The sequence below is a fragment of the Flavobacterium sp. ov086 genome (genome assembly GCF_900187965.1).
Classification (GTDB): domain Bacteria; phylum Bacteroidota; class Bacteroidia; order Flavobacteriales; family Flavobacteriaceae; genus Flavobacterium.
The window spans coordinates 140,983-157,613 of record NZ_FZNL01000012.1; the positions used below are offsets into that span (position 1 = coordinate 140,983).

Below are 16,631 nucleotides of genomic sequence, written 5' to 3' on the forward strand. Positions count from 1 at the left end.
TTTGATTGTCACTTTTGGAGTAGTTATTTCTTCTGTTTTCTCAATAACAGCTCCACTAACTTTTCTTGCCGGAGCACTCTTAGTTGCTGGCTTAGGAGTAGTTGTTGCGGCTTTTTTTATAGCGGGTTTTACTGGAGTTTTTGATACCGTTGGTTTTGAATCAACTGGCTTTGCAGCTGGTGTTGCCGGTTTTGCAGTTGTAGAAGCTGCCGGTTTTGCAGCTGTTGTTTTAGCTGGTGCCGGTTTACGTACAGGTACTTTTACTGGTGCCGGCTCGACAGGTTTTATGTTATCTGAAACGGGTTGGCTATTCTCAGAAATTGGGGAATCGATTTTCTCAGGAGTGGTTTCTGTGGGTTTGTTTTCCATATTTATACGCTTTTAGATGAAGATATTATTATCAATGTAATCAAATTGTTAACTAACAGTTAAGTAAAGATAAACATAAAACAAGTCTCCCAATGTTAAGTTTTTATTTAAAATTTAATAATAAACTGCTTATTTTTAATAGGTTAAGTTTTTGACGTTTTTTAAAAGTCGAAATCTCTTAACAATTCCACTGACAAAAAAATGGATTTATACTACTAATTATGATCTGTTTTTCAATTCATTAATTAAATATTTAAAAAAAATAAAACAAATTGATGATTATTATAAGTACACTTATTATATTTGTACTTATTAATTTTAATCCTAAAACTATGTGGTCGAAATCTCATTCTGTAACAACAAAATCTGCAACCAAAGAACAAATGTGGAATCTCTTTGCAGATGTAAATAATTGGCATACTTGGGATACTGGTATTGAATATGCCAAATTAGAAGGTAAATTTGAAAAAGGAAATCACTTTTTACTTAGACCAAAAGGTGGTCCAAATGTAAAAGTAGAATTATTGGAAGTGCTAGAAAATAAAAGATTTCTTGATGTAACGAATTTCCCTTTAGCAAAAATGTATGATGAGCATCTATTTGAAGAAACTCCTGATGGATTAAAAATTATAAATACTATAACTGTAAAAGGATTATTAGGTTTTCTTTGGGTGAAATTAGTAGCTAAAAAAATTGTTGATAATTTACCAATTGATGTTCAGGAACAGATTAAAGCAGCTTCTAAGTTATGAGAGCAAAAAAATATTGGATAGCAACAATCTCAAAAGAACATACAGAAAGAGGTATAAATGGTGGATTTATTCAGGTTTGTCATGGAAAAGAGGCTCCTTTAAAACGAATGCAAAAGGAAGATTATTTATTAATATACTCTTCAAAAATAACTATGGTAGGAAATGAAAAGTGTCAGGCTTTTACGGCTCTGGGAAAAGTCATAGATGATGAAGTTTACTCCTTTCAGATGACCGAAAATTTTGTACCTTTTAGAAGAAATATTCAATTTATAGAATGCAATGAGGTTTCAATAATTCCGTTAATCGAAAATCTTGAATTTATACCCAATAAAAAGTCCTGGGGATATCCGTTTCGTTATGGTTTCTTTGAAATCAACGAAAATGATTTTAACTTTATAACTTCAAAAATGATTTGTAAAGCAAGCATTGTTGGCAATTCATAGTAAAGAAAGTAAAAAATGAGTACATCAGAAGATAATACATTTAGTGTTGAAAAACCAGAAGAAAGTTCTGGTTTTTTATTGTGGCAAGTGACCAATCTTTGGCAGCGCGAAATCAAAAAAGCATTAGAGCAATACAATTTAACACATTCACAGTTTGTCTTGATGGCAAGTATACACTGGCTTACGCTTCATAAACAAGAAGTTACACAAATCATACTTTCGGCACATACTAAAATTGACCCAATGACAACTTCGACGGTTTTAAGAACTTTGCAACAAAAAAAACTGATACAAAGAAAAGAACATCCCAGAGATACGAGGGCAAAAGTTGTCGTACTTACCAATGAAGGAAAAGAAATTACTAAAAAGGCTATTGTAACCGTCGAAAGCTTTGATAAAAAATTCTTCTCAGTTATCGGAATAAAAACAAAAGATTTGAATCAAAATTTGATCGAATTATTAGATCAGAAGTAAATTTTTATCAATTCTACCTAACATAATTATATTGTCATGTTGGGTGAAGTCGAAACTAATTTACTAAGATTTCTAAAATCTTAAAATTACTCTTTGGAGATTCGCACAAAGAACAACAGTAGGTTTCAGGTAAATCTGTAAATGAAATTCCTTTAGGAATACCTTGACTTTCATCTCCGTATTCTGATTTATAAAGCGTCAAACATTCCTGACATTGGTAAATATCCAGCTGAGGCTTTTCTTTTTTCTGGGGATTTTCTGTTGTTTCGGAAATAGAATTTCCGAGTTCATCAAAATATTTCCGACTCAGTTCAATTAAAATTGTTGGTAATTCAAGTTTATCAATGTCTTGCGAATGCACAATATATTCCCGTGTATTTGGGTCGAAATTCTTTGCAAACAAAACATTATAGGTATCTCTTATTTTTATGGATTCAAGAGCAGCCGGTAACTCATTTTTCTCCACAACAACCGATGTAAAATAATGTCCGTCACGATTGTATTCAGATATTCCAAAAGTTAATCCATATGTACTAATGTCAAATTGATCAAGCGTTCGAACAAGAAAGGTTTTAAGATTCAAAGCCCATTCCATTGCAACAGGTAAATGCCAGTTTAATTCTAACAAAGAATGGCGAACATTGATTCCTTTTTTACCCAGGAATTTTTCCCATTCCAGTTTTCGATCTTTTGGGATTCCTTTTATAATAAACGATTTCCAAGGCGTGATGCATATTTTTCCAATTTTACAATCAAAACATAAATCACACATTTCTTTCAGAAAATCTAAATCATACAGATTATTTCTCCAGTATAATCCAAGCCAATATTGATCAATTCCCATGCGATTCATGCCTTCATAATACGGAAATGGATAGAACGGAACGTTTAATGGTTTGTCTATTGTTCTGTTATTAGTATCTAAATTTTCACTGACTAAACTAAAAAGTACCTCAATATCAAGAGATTCCTCATTTGTAATTTTCTCGATTTCATAATAAAACTTGGCAATATCCCAGCTATAAATTAAAACAGGATAAACTTCCATACGATCCCATTTTGGCAAACGAATGTACAAATACCAGTAATCTTCGTGTTCTGAAGCTATAAAATTTAAATGCCCTGTAAACAGTGGAACCAATTGCTGCTTTGGGTCATTTATATTGACTTTTAGTTTTGGCTGTTCTTTAAACTGCTCTAAAACGTATAAAAATTTGTTTCCGGTTAACCAATTTGTATTTCTAAAAATATCAGTTGAAACATAAGAAGAAACGATATTATTACCACTTTTTTGATCGGGAAACACAAAATGATGTTTGCCAATTTTTTCTTTATCTAAAGATTTTAACCCTTTAGGGAAAATAATATCCTGTCTTGAACCAAAGGAAATAGAATCTAAACCCTGATCCATAGCGATATTAACTACTTCTCGTAATTCTCCCGGCGAAATAACGCCTCCTTTTACTATTAATCTCGTTAATTCCATTTCATTTAGTTTTTTTAGTTTCAGGTTTCAAGTTTCAAGTTTCTTTGGATCGTGTTTAAAACTTGAAACAAAAAAAACTTGAAACTTGAAACTAAATTTTACACTTTGCGAGTATCTCTTTCACCTCTGTTTTACAGCTTCCGCAGCCTAATCCGGCACCGGTGTTTTTACATAAATCCGTAAAATTGTTTACGCCGCTTTTAATGGTTTCTTCAATATTTCCGACTCCAACCTGACTGCAGGAACAAACTAATTTTCCTAAAACAGGCTTTGCATTTGAACTTCCTCTTAACAATGAATTTCGTTTGTCGGATAATTCGATTTTGCTTTCGATCATCGTTTTAAATTCGGCAAACTCATTTTTATCTCCCATTAAAATTGCTCCAACAAGCAAATCATCTTTTACAATACATTTTTTGTAATAACGTTTTTTCAGATCGGCAAAGACAATTTCTTCGTATGAATCATCATTTTCCGGAATTTCAATATCGCCAATACTACACAGATTAATATCTTCTAATTTTAGAATATTCATTAAAATTGAACCTTTGTAATAACTGCTGATATCGCCTGCCATAAAATTGGCCAGAATATCGGCTTGTTCTTCGGCGGCAGATGTAATTCCGAATAATTTATTGTTAAATTCTGCTATTTCGCCAATAGCATAAATATCTGGATTTGATGATTGTAAATACTGATTTACTTTTACGCCACGACCGCAGGCAAGTCCTGTTTCGCGTGCAATTTCAATATTCGGAATTGTTCCGATAGTATAAACAATCGCATTTGCAGTAATTATTCTGCCACTTTTCAAGGCGATTTCGACCTCGTTTGGATTATCAGTTTCAAAAACGGTACTGACTTCATTATCAAAATAAATCTGAATATCACGAAGTTGAACTTCCTCGGCCAATAATTTACTTGAAATTAAATCCAACTGACGCTCCATCAATCGGGAAGCTCTTTGAACTATGGTAGTTTTTACCTTTTTATGTTTTAATGCGGCGGCTAATTCCAAACCTAACAAACCTCCGCCAATAATTACAACATGTTGCTCTTCGGGCGATAAATTAGTACTATCAAGATGTTTTTTTAAACGGTCAGCATCTTCTTTTCGTCTCACTGTAAATCGTCCGGGTAAATGAAGCTGAGCGTTTTCAGGAACAAAAGGACGGCTTCCGGTTGCCATAATTAACGAATCGTAAGTATGTATTTCGCCAAAACTATCTGTTATCGTTTTTTCATTAGCATTTATTTTATCAATCGCCACGCCGGCTTTCATGGTGATTTTCAGCTTATTTAATGCTTCACCATCTTTAACTTTCAAAAGCTGTTCCCACGTAAATTCGCCTGTCATGTATTCAGGAAGCAAAACGCGATTGTAAAACGGATTCATTTCATTAGAAAAAACAATAATTTCATCAGTCGAATTAAATTCACGATAATTCTGAATGAATCTGAAAGAAGCTGCTCCAGCACCAATAATGGCAATTTTCTGAAAAGGTTTTACATATTTGGTAATTGAAACCGTAGTGTATTTAAAATCAGGTTCCTTTGAAACAGGATCAACAACGGTATTCGTTAAATTATTGGTTCGGTTTAAATCATTTTCGAGTTGCTTCCCCCAATGCATTGGCAGGAAAACGACTTTTTCTTTGATAGAATCTGTTACTTTTGCTTTTACGCGAACTTCTCCATTTTTGCTGGAAACAACGACAATATCACCATTTTTAATATCGTTTTTATAAGCATCAATCGGGTTAATTTCTAAAACGGGACTTGGTGTATGCGTCATTAATCGCGACACTTTTCCGGTTTTGGTCATCGTATGCCATTGATCACGAACTCTTCCTGTTGTTAATATAAACGGAAATTGCGGACTTGGTTGTTCTGATGTATTTTCGATCGCTGTAGGTAAATTGAAAATTGCTTTTTGCGATGGCGTATAGAATTTTTTATCAGTAAAAAGGCGAGGAGTTCCGGGATGTCCGTAATCTGGAACAGGCCACTGAAAAGTTCCTTCGGTTTTTAAACGATGATAATTTAAAAACGAAATATCGATGTTGGTATTTTTGGTCAGCGCACAATGTTCTTTGTAAATTTCTTCGGCGCTATTAAAATTAAAACCATGGAAATTCATTTTTTTCGCAAAGCGAATTAAAATCTCAATATCCGGAAGCGCTTCTCCGGGCGCATTAATTCCTTTAGGCAAATAAGAAATTCGGCGTTCAGAGTTTGTCATTGTACCTTCTTTTTCTAACCAACCTGCGGCAGGTAATAATAAATCGGCATATTTTGAAGTATCTGCATTATGCGAAATATCCTGAACCACTACAAACTTGGCATTTTGCAAAGCTTTTTCGATACGACGCGAATCCGGTAAACTTACCATTGGATTAGTGCAAATAATCCAAACGGCTTTCATTTTTCCGGATTCTAAGGCTTCAAACATTTCGGTTGCCGTTAGACCGGGTTTGTCCGAAATAGAATCAACACCCCAAAAATCGGCAACTTCTTTTCGATGTTCCGGATTTGCAATGTCTTTGTGTGCAGCGAGTAAAGTTGCCATTCCACCCACTTCTCGTCCGCCCATTGCGTTGGGTTGACCTGTTAATGAAAAAGGTCCTGAACCCGGTTTTCCAATTTGTCCCGTTAATAAAGATAAATTCAGTAAAGCGGTGTTTTTATCAACACCAACAGCACTTTGATTTAATCCCATCGCCCAAAGCGAAATAAATCCTTTGGCTTTACCAATAATATCTGCGGCAAGTTTTATATCGTTTACCGAAATTCCGCATAGTTTTGAGGCTTTTTCTAATGAAGTTCCTAAAACTAAGTTTTTATATTCTTTGAAATTCTCCGCATTATTCTTTACAAAATCATGATCTACATAACCTTTTTCGATAATGCGTTTTGCGATTGCATGATATAAAATAATATCAGATCCGGGAATAATTTGCAGATGTAAATCGGCAAAAGCTGCCGTATCTGTTCGTCTTGGATCTATTACAATAATTTTTATTTTCGGATTTTTCTCTTTATGTTTTTCGATTCTTCTAAACAAAATAGGATGGCACCAAGCCGGATTTGCTCCGGTAATCAGGAAAGTATCTGCGAGTTCGATATCGTCATAAGCAATTGGAACAGAATCTTCACCAAAAGTCTTTTTATAACCCACAACCGCCGAGCTCATGCAAAGTCTGGAGTTGGTATCGATATTATTGGTTTTCAAAAAGCCTTTTACCAATTTGTTTACCAGATAATATTCTTCGGTCAAACATTGTCCTGAAATATAAAAACCAACGCTATCCGGGCCGTGTTTTTTTATAATGGAAGTGAAAACTGCAGCAGCACGATCAAGTGCAGCATCCCAACTCACACGCTCGAGCGGATAAGATTTACTGCCGCGCATTTCGGGATATAGAATTCTGTCTGAAGTATCATTGACTACGTAATGCAAATTCATTCCCTTAGAACATAACATTCCTTTATTTACAGGATGGTCTTTGTCGCCCGTAACCATCACGCCATTTTTAGCATCATTGGTCACGATAATTCCGCAGCCAACGCCACAATAGGAACAGGTAGTTTTGATTTTGGTATTTTGCATTGTAACTTTTTTTGAATACTATAAGTTGAATTTACTTGACTAAGATAATTCACGTATAATGATGTAGTACAAAAATAAGTATTTTTACGTATATATACGTAATTTTTGAAATTTTATTTTAAGTTTTTGGATAAAAAATAAAAAGAGGATTGTGAGAGGTAAAATGGAGGAGTATTGTATAAGTATAGTTCTGTAGAGACGCACAGCAGTGCGTCTCTACATTGGAATTTATAATTTATTTTTTTCTTCCGACAAATCGAATTACTGAACCTTTTCCGTTATGGAATAAACCTTCGTTCAATTCGATTTCTTTTTCGGTTAATTCAATGATTTCATAATTTGGAAAATCAGCTTGAATTTCTTCGATGGAAAATAACGATTCAATATCTTTTGGTCCGCCAACTTTATCGTTTATTGCTAAATATTCCAAATGTTTTTTGCTGAAAGCTTCAAAAATTATGATTCCGTTTTTGCGTAAATAAGTTTCAAGAGTTCTATGAATTTCCGATTTTATTTCAGCCGGAAAATGAGCATAAATTAAGGCAATTGCATCAAATTGTTCCGTGTGATAATCTAAGGTTTCTAATTCTCCAACTTGATAATCAATAGTTACATTGTTGGCTTCAGCAAGTTTTAGGGCTTTGTTTTTTCCTTCTTCACTAATATCAAAAGCAGAAACTTTCCAGCCTAATTTTGCGGCATAAATTGCATTTCGACCTTCGCCCTCAGCAGGAAAAAGGATTGTTCCTGGGTTTAATTTTTCTATTTGTTCTTTAAAATAATTATTGGGTTCTTCGCCGTACGCAAATTCTTCATTGCTGTAGCGATCGTTCCATCTTTCAGTCCACGAGTTGTTCATTGTTTATATATTAAAATTAATTATTAAAGGTGTGTGATCACTGTATAAAGTCCAGTCTTGATAATTTCCAATTTCGACGCTTTCCATAATTTCAATGAAATCATTAGAAGCAAAACAATAATCAAGATGATAAGGCTTGTTTTCGTGGCGATATAAATGCAAAGTTGGATGTTCTTCTTTGCCTTGTATTTGATTGTAGTATTTGTGATAAGTACTAAAGATTTTTTTGGCTTCGAGTTTATTTACAACAGTCGAATGATTTCCTTCCCGTCGGGGTTTATCCCAGATCGTATTGCTGTTGAAATCGCCAATTAAAACCGTCTTATTTTCCTTGATTAGGTCTTCGTAATAATTAATCGCTTTCCAAACCTGCGTAACATATTGTCCGTCTTTGTCTTCGGGATTATTAGCCCAAACGGCAAACAAGGTAAAGTCGACTTTTCCGCCAGTTACAGCAATCGGGAGTATATTTTTGAAACTTGGATTATGGCAATCCAGCAATTGAAATCTATAATCACTATACGAGAAAACACCCAATCCTTTGTGTGGATTTGTACCGTACCAAAGTATATCTGTGGGTAATTTGGTATCAATGTCGAATTTTAATTTTTCGGGATTTTCGCACTCAGAAATAACGGCAATATCCGGATCAAAGGCCAGAATAAATTCTGCCTTTTTTCTAAAAGCCATATTACAATTCCAAGCTATGATTTTCATTGAATGAAGTTTTAAACAAAATTTTGATACATGGTTTAAGCGTACTTAAATTTTGTTTAAAGTTACTTTCATTTTTTTAATTTCTGCATTTCAGAGATTGGTATATTTTCTGTATTATTTTCTAATTCAGTTTTAATTTTAAACATGAATTGAGCATCATATTTCTCCGGATTTTTTGATTTGGAGAAATATCTTTTTTATTATTTCAATTCCGTTCCCGTTAGCCGAGAATTTTAATCTTAACCAACAAGTCTTGTTAAACCATTATTTATGTCAACTTCTGCAAAATTATGCTTTCCCATAACAACAAGTAGTTTGTTTGTATTAAATCCGACATATCTTATTTCAGGTTCACCGTTTTTTGGTTTTCCACAGATAGAAACTACATTCGTCTGCCATTTTAGTTTGTTTTTCTTGTAAGCAGATATTGTCTGTAAGTCATTTTCGACAAAGTAAATAATGTTGTTTTTTTTAATTCCTCTTTTTTGTGTTTTTGCAAAATTTATTTCTGAATCTTTGGAGATTAAGGTGTCATTATATTTTTGCGAAAAACCTGTTTGAGTAACAATAAAAGTTAGCATCGATAATTTTAAAAGTTGTTTCATGGGGATAGAATTGGGGGTTCGTATTCGATTCAAATATAACTAATTAAAGCATAAAACAAGTTTTCGGAAGGATAAAAAAAATACCCTTTTCCGAAATAGGAAAAGGGTAAAATATAAAGGTAAAATTTGAAGAAAAACTATTTTTTCCAGCTAAAAATTCTAGGATTCACAGAAATCATTAACCAAGCCCAATTGTTGGTGTGACTAGCGTCTCCGGTTTTTATAAATTCTAAAGTTTTAGTTCCAAACATTTGAGAATATCCTCCTGTAAGTGTAATATCTTTTTTGAAATTGAAACCAGCAGTAAAGTCAACCTCAGTTCCTAAATAAGAATCTAGTTTTTCATTAAGTGGCGTTACGACATCAGCAGCAGCTAAGAATACATGTGGAATCAAAGCAAATTGCCATTTTTTTACATTGTAATTAAATTTAAGAAAAGCATCTTGCAAACCTACACTGTTTAAGTGATTACCCACATAAAAATAATCCATGTAACCATTGAAACCATGATTAGTTCCAAATATTGGGTTGAATGATTTGATAACGGTACTTTGATCATTTGTATCTTTTCCTGATAAAAATTCATAACCTAAACCAGCTTTAAAAGAATCAGTTATGTTATATCCAAAGTTTATGGCAGCATCCCAGGCGCTAACTTGTTTATCTGTACTTTTTCCGGTTTGACCATAGAAACTTAAGTTACTGTCAATTTTTCCTGTTTTGTAGGTTAAGTAAGTTCCGAAGGTTTGTTTGTAATCTACTAATAATTTTGCATCGGCATTTGCATATTCATAACCTGTATTTAAGAACAATAAACTTGCTCCAATTTTATCAAATGTGGTATGATACCAAGCATATTGCATAGCTTTATAATTCGCTACAGTATAAGGAGTTTGAAAAGTGTTTTCGGCATTAGAGTTATACGCTAATCCCATATCAAGCTGATGGTTTTCAGGATGAAAAGATACCATTAATGCATCATGGCTTTGTCCTTGTTGCGCCCAATCCATTTCGCCCATAATACGTTGATTATCGTATGAAAGTACTTGACGTCCCATTCTGGCACTCCATTTTTTAGTGAGGTCATATTGTGCCCAAGCTTCAAAAACTGCCACTCCATTTTTGTCAGCAGATGCTGTTGTTGCTACATCTCCCCAGGTTCTGGTGTTTTGAAAAGTCAATTTTACAGTTAACTCATCTTGTTTATAGTTAAAATTCAGTCTTGAACGTTGCGAGATTTGCGATGTTCCTTCCTGACCTTCCGGTAAAAGCGTTTTGTATCCATTTCTGTATTCGAAACGCGGTCTTATTTGTAAATTGACATCTAATTCCTGGGCCTGACTATCAACGCCAATTCCTGCTAATAGTAATAAAAGAATTATTTTTAGATTTTTCATATTTTGTTTTATTTAAATAACGAGGTAAAAATATAGGAAAAAGACTTAAGTTTTTGTGATAAAAATCATGTTGTCAATTTTTTAATTTTAGTTTCTGTCAATTACTTTGGACAGGATAGGCTGTTTTTCGTTCATGATTTTTGTTATCGTATAATGCATCCAAATCAAGCAAATAGCTGATAATACAAGGATAAAGATCCATGAACTCGACCAGATTCCGGTTGCGGTCAATAAGTAGCTAAAAATAATTGGTCCAAAGAATCCGCCAAGACCGCCAATCATACCAACCATGCCGCCAACAACACCAACATCTTTTGGAAAATATTCAGGAATGTGTTTATAGACAGCAGCTTTCCCAATTCCCCATGAAATTCCTATTAGTATTACTAAGGTGAGAAATACCCACATGTTTGCATCAAATTTAATTACCGTAATTCCTTTAGCAAGAAGTTCTTTTTTCTTTACAGTTTGATTCTCATTAACAACAACTTGCTGCCAGGATGTGCTGGTTGGGAAAATTGCATTTTCGGCTTCGTTTTCTTTTTTTTGTGCAATAGGAAATTCGGTTTCTCCAATTTTAATATTATTATTGGCGACAGCAGTTATTGTGCCTTTTTTGGTAGCTAAAACTCCAGGTCCTGTCGTTGTAATTTCCATTTTTGGAATCATCAATAAAGCGCTTAAAATTACAGAAGAGCTTAAAACCCAATACATTACTTTTCTGGCCCCGAATTTATCTGATAAATAACCGCCAAATGCTCTGATCACGCCAGATGGCAAACTAAAAAGCGTTGCAAACAATCCGCCCATAACCAGACTGGTTTGATAAACATTCATGAAATTCGGCAAAAGCCATTGTGAATAAGCTACAAAACATCCGAAAACTAAAAAGTAATACGCTCCAAAACGCCATACTCTGGCACATTTTAAAGATTGAAGCATTTGAGAAACGGTTCTGGTATCGTTCTCCAGCTTTTTGTTTTTTGCAAAAATTAAAAAAGCAATTCCAATAATTACTAAGGCAATTGCATAAATTACAGGAAGTGTTTTCCAGCCATTTTGAGGATCTTCTAAAGAAAAATAGTTTAATAACGACGGTGCTAAAAAAGTTGTGATTGCAGCTCCTGCATTTCCTATCCCAAAAATTCCTAATGCGCGCCCCTGCCATTCTTTTGGATACCAAATTGAAGTATAACCAATTCCGACAGCAAAACTCGTTCCGACCATTCCAAACAGAAAACTAAGTATTGCAAACGTTAAAAAGCTATTGGCATAAGGCAATAAGAATAACGGAATAGAGCAGAGTAGGAGTAAAAGCGAAAAAACATATTTGCCGCCAAATTTGTCGGTGAGAATACCAATTGGTAAACGCATAATTGAACCTGTCAAAATAGGAATCCCTAATAGCCAGCCAACTTGAACAACGCTCCAATGAAAAATGCCATTGTCGACTAAAAAAGTTACCAATACACCGTTTAATGTCCAACAAGCAAAACATACGGTGAAGGCTAAAGTATTCAAAAATAAAATCTTGTGTGATTGTGATAAAGAGTTTGTATTTTTCATAGTACTTAGATTTGTTTTACCAAATGTAAGTACTTATAAGTATTAATACGTAATTTTATCTAAGTATTTTATGTTTAAGAAGTAGATTTACCAACATCACAAAATTGATTCTCTATTTTATTAAAATACTATTTTTAAAAGGCGATTTTTATCGTTTAAACAGAATTATAAAAGTGAATATTCTGTTGCTTTGTTCGAAAGTTCCATTAAATTCTTTACTTTCAGTTTTTTCATTAGATTAAAACGGTGCACTTCGGCAGTTCGTTTGCTAATTTCCAGAACTTCAGCGATTTCTTTATTACCTTTTCCTGATAATAAAAGCGTTAGGATTTCTTTTTCTCTTTTGGTAATCATCATTTCTTCGCTTAAATTTTGCTTAGGTTCTAAAGCATTCGAAGAATTAGTGAGCTGACTGATTAATATCGAAGAAATATCTCCGCTGAAATATTTTCCGCCTGCTGCAACAGTATGTAATGCTTTCAGGAACTCTTCTTTACTGGAACCTTTTAGTAAATATCCATCGGCTCCAGCCTTAATAGATTTCAAGACATATTCTTCAGATTCATGCATAGAAAGCATAATAATTTTTACAGTATTATTTTCGCTTCTAAGTTTTTCTACTACCTCGATACCGGTTAAGTTGGGCATACGAATATCTACTATAAGTAAATCAGGTTTGCTGGTTGCTACTACTTCAAGCGCATCAGCTCCATCAATAGCTTCGCCTACAACCTCTATGTTTGCTTCATTTTCCAGTAAAGATTTAATTCCATCTCTTACAAAAACGTGATCATCTGCCAGAACTACTCGAATAGTATTACTCATATTTTACTTAATTTTGATTCTCAATTTTTACGTATATTCATCTAAAAAGATTAGGCTAAGATACGTAATTTTTTAAATTAGATAATTTGTCAATTAGAAAATTAGATAATCTGTCAATTAGATAATGAGTGAATTAGAAAATTAGATAATTTGGAATTGGGTGTAGACTTTTGTTTATGTTTCTTTTGAGACACGATGTTGTTGCGATGTTTTGTCATTTCGACTTTAGGAGAAATCACATTCGTAGCTCGACAAAGATTGACGATTCTCTAAATGGAGTTTCTATTGCGATTTCTAAACCCGATAGGTTTTTAAAACCTGTCGGGTTTGACGTAAAGTTCTAACAGAGATGACAATATTGCGAAAACCTTTGTCAAAGTTTAAAACTTTGACAAAGATTGGTGCGTAAATTATCTAATTTTCTAATTGACAAATTATCTAATTCCTAAATCGGTATATTAAAAGTAATCCTCGTTCCTTCGCCTGGAATTGATTTAATGAAAACGCGGCCGTTGATATATTGGATTCTTTCTTTCATGAACAATAGTCCCATTCCGGATTCGCTGTTACGTTTTTTATCGACAGCGTGTATATCAAAACCTTTTCCGTTGTCGTCAACAATAATGCTTAGGAGTGTATCGCTATGTGAAAGTTGCACAATGATATGTGAAGATTCGGCGTATTTTATGGCATTGTTGATGGCTTCTTGAGTTAAACGGTAAATATTAATTTCGATTAAAGAATCTAAACGTTGGTTAAAGTCGGTTTTGTTGTAAAAAAGGATTTCTTTTCCGGTAAGTTTAGAAAGTTCCTGTGTAAGTTTTGCCAATGAAGAAACGATACCGTGATCGCTTAATTCCGGAGGCATCAGATTGAAAGTTGCGGTGCGAACGCCTTTGATAATATCTAAAGAGAGTTTTTTTAGATATTCTATTTTTTGCGCTGCTTTTTCCTTGTCGTCCAGATTAATACTTTCTAAACTGAATTTTAATCCGGTAAGCATTTGCCCAATTCCGTCGTGAATTTCTTTGGCGATTCGGTTTTGTTCGTTTTCCTGATTTTCGACAATTTTACTCGAAATAATCTTTTGCTGATTGATTTTTTCGGTGCTGTTTTCAATGTTCAAACGTTCCACTTCGCGTTGTGCTTTTTTGCGTTCAGTAATGTTGAAACAAACGATTAAAAGTTCCAATTCGTCTTTTTTAATCATTACCGGAACCATCGATAAATCTAGCCAAATTGTTTGTGCTTCTTTATTAACGATTTTGATTTCGCCTTGCCAGCCGCTGCGTTGTTTTTCGAATATAATACGCTCAATATTAAGCTGTTCTTTTTCGTCAGTCGTTAAAATTTCTGAGAATTTTTTATTGGATGAAAACTTGGTATAATTTAAAAGTTTGGCAAATTTTTCTCCAACATGAATAATCGAACCATCGGGAGCAATACGGCAATAAAGCAGCGTATTTTCCATGGCATAATTAAGTGATTTTAATTCTTTTACCGAGTTTTCCTTGATTTCGCTAATGATTTCTGTGTCATAAGCAAGTTTTAAGGCCTTCTTTTCAGAAGATAAAAGTTTGGCAATAAGTTTCTCGATTTTTTTATTGGTTGGTTTAAAAATGAAGAAAAATTCCAGAAGTAAAACAAATAGGGTGAAAGCAAAAATCCAATATTCTATTTTGCGTTGTTCGGTAACTTTTTCGTGCGCTTCGAGATCATATTGCGTTACAATTTGATTCATTTTCGAAAGAAAAACACCTTCGTTTTGCAGAATTATTTGTACCAGTTTTTGATTTTTAGTGCTATCATTTTTCTGTTCTAAATTCAACAGAAACAAATCAGTAGTTTCTGAAATAGTGCTAAAAACAGGATTGATTTCTGAATATAATGTATTCAGTGTTTCGCTTTTTTCTTTTGGAAAAGTCAAACTATCACTGCCATTTTCTAAAGCATTTTGAGTCGTTCTCCAAAGCGATAAAACTTCTTTTAAATGCGAAATTTGTTTTGGCAAGGCTTCATCAGAAACATAATGCAGGATCAAAACTTCTTTGACAATTTTCTGGCTCAGCATTCTTTGCTTTCCCGAAATATTGATAATTTTTGAATCGCTTAATTGCTGATTTAAGTTATACTGAACTAAAACCTGACTCGCAATTATAGTTACAGCAATAGTAAGAAGTGCAAAAAAATACAGTCGGCGTAAATTTTTGAAAGTAATTTTATCGGCAGCTTCCTGATTGCTTTTTTTCATTCGAAGATAATATCTGTCTTTTTCCGGAAAATGTAATTCGTTTTTAGTTCCTGGTCATTAGAACCAATTTACAATCCTAAAGAAGCTTTTATTAGGTTTAAGTTTTCTACAGAATACTTGATTTTTAAGGCTTCCTGATGCCCTTTGTCTGACATTTTATCCCAGGTTTTTTTGATGATATTTTTTAGTTTTTCCTCGTCGTGTTTATGCACAAAAGGATCTAAATAATATTCTAAAAACACCAAACAAATTACATCTTCGAGTAATTGGGTTTCGGCATCTTTTTTAAGTAATTTCTTTTCGATTAAGAATGAAACACGATCTATAAATTCCGGGTTATATCCTGCTTTTTCTAAGATTTCGGCAGTAGTTTTAGCATGAAATTTTTTAAGTTCTTCTCTCCATTTCAAATAACCCACACGATCCATTGGGTAAGATTCTCGTGCTACTTTCCATCGACAAATGTGTTGTGCTTTTGAAGCAATCTGAATTTCTTCAGATGCTTTTGGTTCAAACTGCATCAGTCTTTCGTACATCCTGTTCGAATACAATAATTCTTTAGGATATTCGGAATTTTGGTCAATTTCGATATTTGGATCCTGTGCGTTTTCGGCATCTATCCACTCGCTGGCTTTTTGAAAAGGTGTGTTCATTTTTTTGGTAGAATAATAGATCTCAAATATACGTAATTAGTAGAAAAGTCGAAAGTGGAAAGTGGAAAGTGAGATGAAAGAAGCAAGAAGCAAGAAGCAAGATGATAAAGTTTTTCAAATCTTGCTTCTTAAAAGTCTAGTCTATAAAGCCAACAAATACTTCGTCTTCAACGACTTTAATTGGATAGGTTGCAATTTTTAAATCGTCATCTCCATTTAAATTTGAGCCATCTACTAATGAAAACGTTTTTTTGTGCATCGGGCACGCAATTTTCGGAATATCATCTGTAGATCCGGTCATGCCTCTCGCCAAAACCATTTCCATTTTATGCGGACAGGCATTTTGGCAAGCGTACCATTCGTTGCGGCGTGCAAAATTAAAAATGGCAATTTGTTTGTTTTTGTATTTGATGCAGCCGCCACGATTGGTTGGGAAATCTTCTACTTTTCCAGCTTTGAACCAAATTGTTGCATCACTTGGGTGAACGGTTTCATATTGATTTAAGATTTCTTCCATTTGATTCAAATTTTAGTTTCCTGTTTCTTATCCCTCTTTTTACAATCAAGAGAGTTATGATGGCGCAGTAAAAAAGAGGGTAAGAGGACAGCAAACGTTAGTGATAT

The 16,631-nt window shown here is 33.7% G+C and carries 15 protein-coding genes; 4 read left to right on the plus strand and 11 right to left on the minus strand.

All coding sequences use genetic code 11. The features are described 5' to 3' along the window. Position 1: 1 nt before the first annotated feature. From CHB81_RS27165 to CHB81_RS14465, 4 genes are all read left to right on the plus strand, one after another. A complete protein-coding gene (locus CHB81_RS27165; protein WP_254921114.1) occupies positions 2-385 on the plus strand; it encodes a hypothetical protein in 384 nt (127 codons plus the stop codon). A gap of 316 nt (positions 386-701) precedes the next feature. Beyond that, positions 702-1,121: an SRPBCC family protein gene (locus tag CHB81_RS14455; RefSeq protein WP_089352568.1), complete on the plus strand. Its 420-nt coding sequence runs from the start codon at positions 702-704 to the stop codon at positions 1,119-1,121. Then, on the plus strand, positions 1,118-1,564 hold the full coding sequence (locus tag CHB81_RS14460; RefSeq protein WP_089352569.1) for an EVE domain-containing protein: 447 nt from the start codon (positions 1,118-1,120) through the stop codon (positions 1,562-1,564). The genes CHB81_RS14455 and CHB81_RS14460 overlap by 4 nt, the downstream gene beginning before the upstream one ends. A gap of 15 nt (positions 1,565-1,579) precedes the next feature. Further along, positions 1,580-2,038, plus strand: coding sequence for a MarR family winged helix-turn-helix transcriptional regulator (locus CHB81_RS14465; RefSeq protein WP_089352570.1), 459 nt, complete (start codon positions 1,580-1,582; stop codon positions 2,036-2,038). 55 nt (positions 2,039-2,093) lie between these two features. Here the strand turns inward: CHB81_RS14465 and CHB81_RS14470 are convergent, their stop codons facing one another. The 11 genes from CHB81_RS14470 to nirD all read right to left on the minus strand — a co-directional run bounded on the left by CHB81_RS14470 (position 2,094) and on the right by nirD (position 16,524). Next, positions 2,094-3,524, minus strand: coding sequence for a rubredoxin (locus tag CHB81_RS14470; protein WP_089352571.1), 1,431 nt, complete (start codon positions 3,522-3,524; stop codon positions 2,094-2,096). A 91-nt stretch (positions 3,525-3,615) separates the two neighbouring features. After that, the gene (locus tag CHB81_RS14475) at positions 3,616-7,134 is read right to left on the minus strand and encodes a nitrate reductase (protein WP_089352572.1); all 3,519 of its coding nucleotides are present in this window, start codon (positions 7,132-7,134) and stop codon (positions 3,616-3,618) included. A gap of 235 nt (positions 7,135-7,369) precedes the next feature. Then, positions 7,370-7,993 carry a bifunctional 2-polyprenyl-6-hydroxyphenol methylase/3-demethylubiquinol 3-O-methyltransferase UbiG gene (locus tag CHB81_RS14480; RefSeq protein ID WP_089352573.1) on the minus strand — a complete coding sequence of 208 codons (624 nt, stop codon included), beginning with the start codon at positions 7,991-7,993 and terminating at the stop codon, positions 7,370-7,372. Between the two features lie 3 nt (positions 7,994-7,996). Beyond that, the gene (locus CHB81_RS14485; protein ID WP_089352574.1) at positions 7,997-8,710 is read right to left on the minus strand and encodes an endonuclease/exonuclease/phosphatase family protein; all 714 of its coding nucleotides are present in this window, start codon (positions 8,708-8,710) and stop codon (positions 7,997-7,999) included. A 239-nt stretch (positions 8,711-8,949) separates the two neighbouring features. Next, a complete protein-coding gene (locus CHB81_RS14490; RefSeq protein ID WP_089352575.1) occupies positions 8,950-9,315 on the minus strand; it encodes a hypothetical protein in 366 nt (121 codons plus the stop codon). Between the two features lie 137 nt (positions 9,316-9,452). Next, positions 9,453-10,712 (minus strand): alginate export family protein, encoded by a 1,260-nt coding sequence (locus CHB81_RS14495; protein WP_089352576.1) that lies wholly within the window; start codon positions 10,710-10,712, stop codon positions 9,453-9,455. Positions 10,713-10,799: 87 nt separating this feature from the next. Further along, complete coding sequence (locus CHB81_RS14500; RefSeq protein WP_089352577.1) at positions 10,800-12,278, minus strand: nitrate/nitrite transporter; 1,479 nt, start codon at positions 12,276-12,278, stop codon at positions 10,800-10,802. 165 nt (positions 12,279-12,443) lie between these two features. Continuing rightward, positions 12,444-13,103, minus strand: coding sequence for a response regulator transcription factor (locus CHB81_RS14505; protein WP_089352578.1), 660 nt, complete (start codon positions 13,101-13,103; stop codon positions 12,444-12,446). A 445-nt stretch (positions 13,104-13,548) separates the two neighbouring features. Then, positions 13,549-15,354, minus strand: coding sequence for an ATP-binding protein (locus CHB81_RS14510; RefSeq protein ID WP_089352579.1), 1,806 nt, complete (start codon positions 15,352-15,354; stop codon positions 13,549-13,551). Positions 15,355-15,422: 68 nt separating this feature from the next. Continuing rightward, positions 15,423-16,007, minus strand: a complete 585-nt coding sequence (locus CHB81_RS14515) for a DUF4202 domain-containing protein (RefSeq protein WP_089352580.1) — start codon at positions 16,005-16,007, stop codon at positions 15,423-15,425. Positions 16,008-16,143: 136 nt separating this feature from the next. Next, positions 16,144-16,524, minus strand: a complete 381-nt coding sequence (gene nirD / locus CHB81_RS14520; RefSeq protein ID WP_089352581.1) for a nitrite reductase small subunit NirD — start codon at positions 16,522-16,524, stop codon at positions 16,144-16,146. Positions 16,525-16,631 lie beyond the last annotated feature (107 nt).

Coding starts and splice junctions, on each gene's coding strand:
- CHB81_RS14475 (WP_089352572.1), bottom strand. CDS start 7,134: ATGCAAAATACCAAAATCAAAACTACCTGTTCCTATTGTGGCGTTGGC.
- CHB81_RS14470 (WP_089352571.1), bottom strand. CDS start 3,524: ATGGAATTAACGAGATTAATAGTAAAAGGAGGCGTTATTTCGCCGGGA.
- CHB81_RS14495 (WP_089352576.1), bottom strand. CDS start 10,712: ATGAAAAATCTAAAAATAATTCTTTTATTACTATTAGCAGGAATTGGC.
- CHB81_RS14460 (WP_089352569.1), top strand. CDS start 1,118: ATGAGAGCAAAAAAATATTGGATAGCAACAATCTCAAAAGAACATACA.
- CHB81_RS14465 (WP_089352570.1), top strand. CDS start 1,580: ATGAGTACATCAGAAGATAATACATTTAGTGTTGAAAAACCAGAAGAA.
- CHB81_RS14480 (WP_089352573.1), bottom strand. CDS start 7,993: ATGAACAACTCGTGGACTGAAAGATGGAACGATCGCTACAGCAATGAA.
- CHB81_RS14500 (WP_089352577.1), bottom strand. CDS start 12,278: ATGAAAAATACAAACTCTTTATCACAATCACACAAGATTTTATTTTTG.
- CHB81_RS14485 (WP_089352574.1), bottom strand. CDS start 8,710: ATGAAAATCATAGCTTGGAATTGTAATATGGCTTTTAGAAAAAAGGCA.
- CHB81_RS14455 (WP_089352568.1), top strand. CDS start 702: ATGTGGTCGAAATCTCATTCTGTAACAACAAAATCTGCAACCAAAGAA.
- CHB81_RS14490 (WP_089352575.1), bottom strand. CDS start 9,315: ATGAAACAACTTTTAAAATTATCGATGCTAACTTTTATTGTTACTCAA.
- CHB81_RS14505 (WP_089352578.1), bottom strand. CDS start 13,103: ATGAGTAATACTATTCGAGTAGTTCTGGCAGATGATCACGTTTTTGTA.
- nirD (WP_089352581.1), bottom strand. CDS start 16,524: ATGGAAGAAATCTTAAATCAATATGAAACCGTTCACCCAAGTGATGCA.
- CHB81_RS14510 (WP_089352579.1), bottom strand. CDS start 15,354: ATGAAAAAAAGCAATCAGGAAGCTGCCGATAAAATTACTTTCAAAAAT.
- CHB81_RS14515 (WP_089352580.1), bottom strand. CDS start 16,007: ATGAACACACCTTTTCAAAAAGCCAGCGAGTGGATAGATGCCGAAAAC.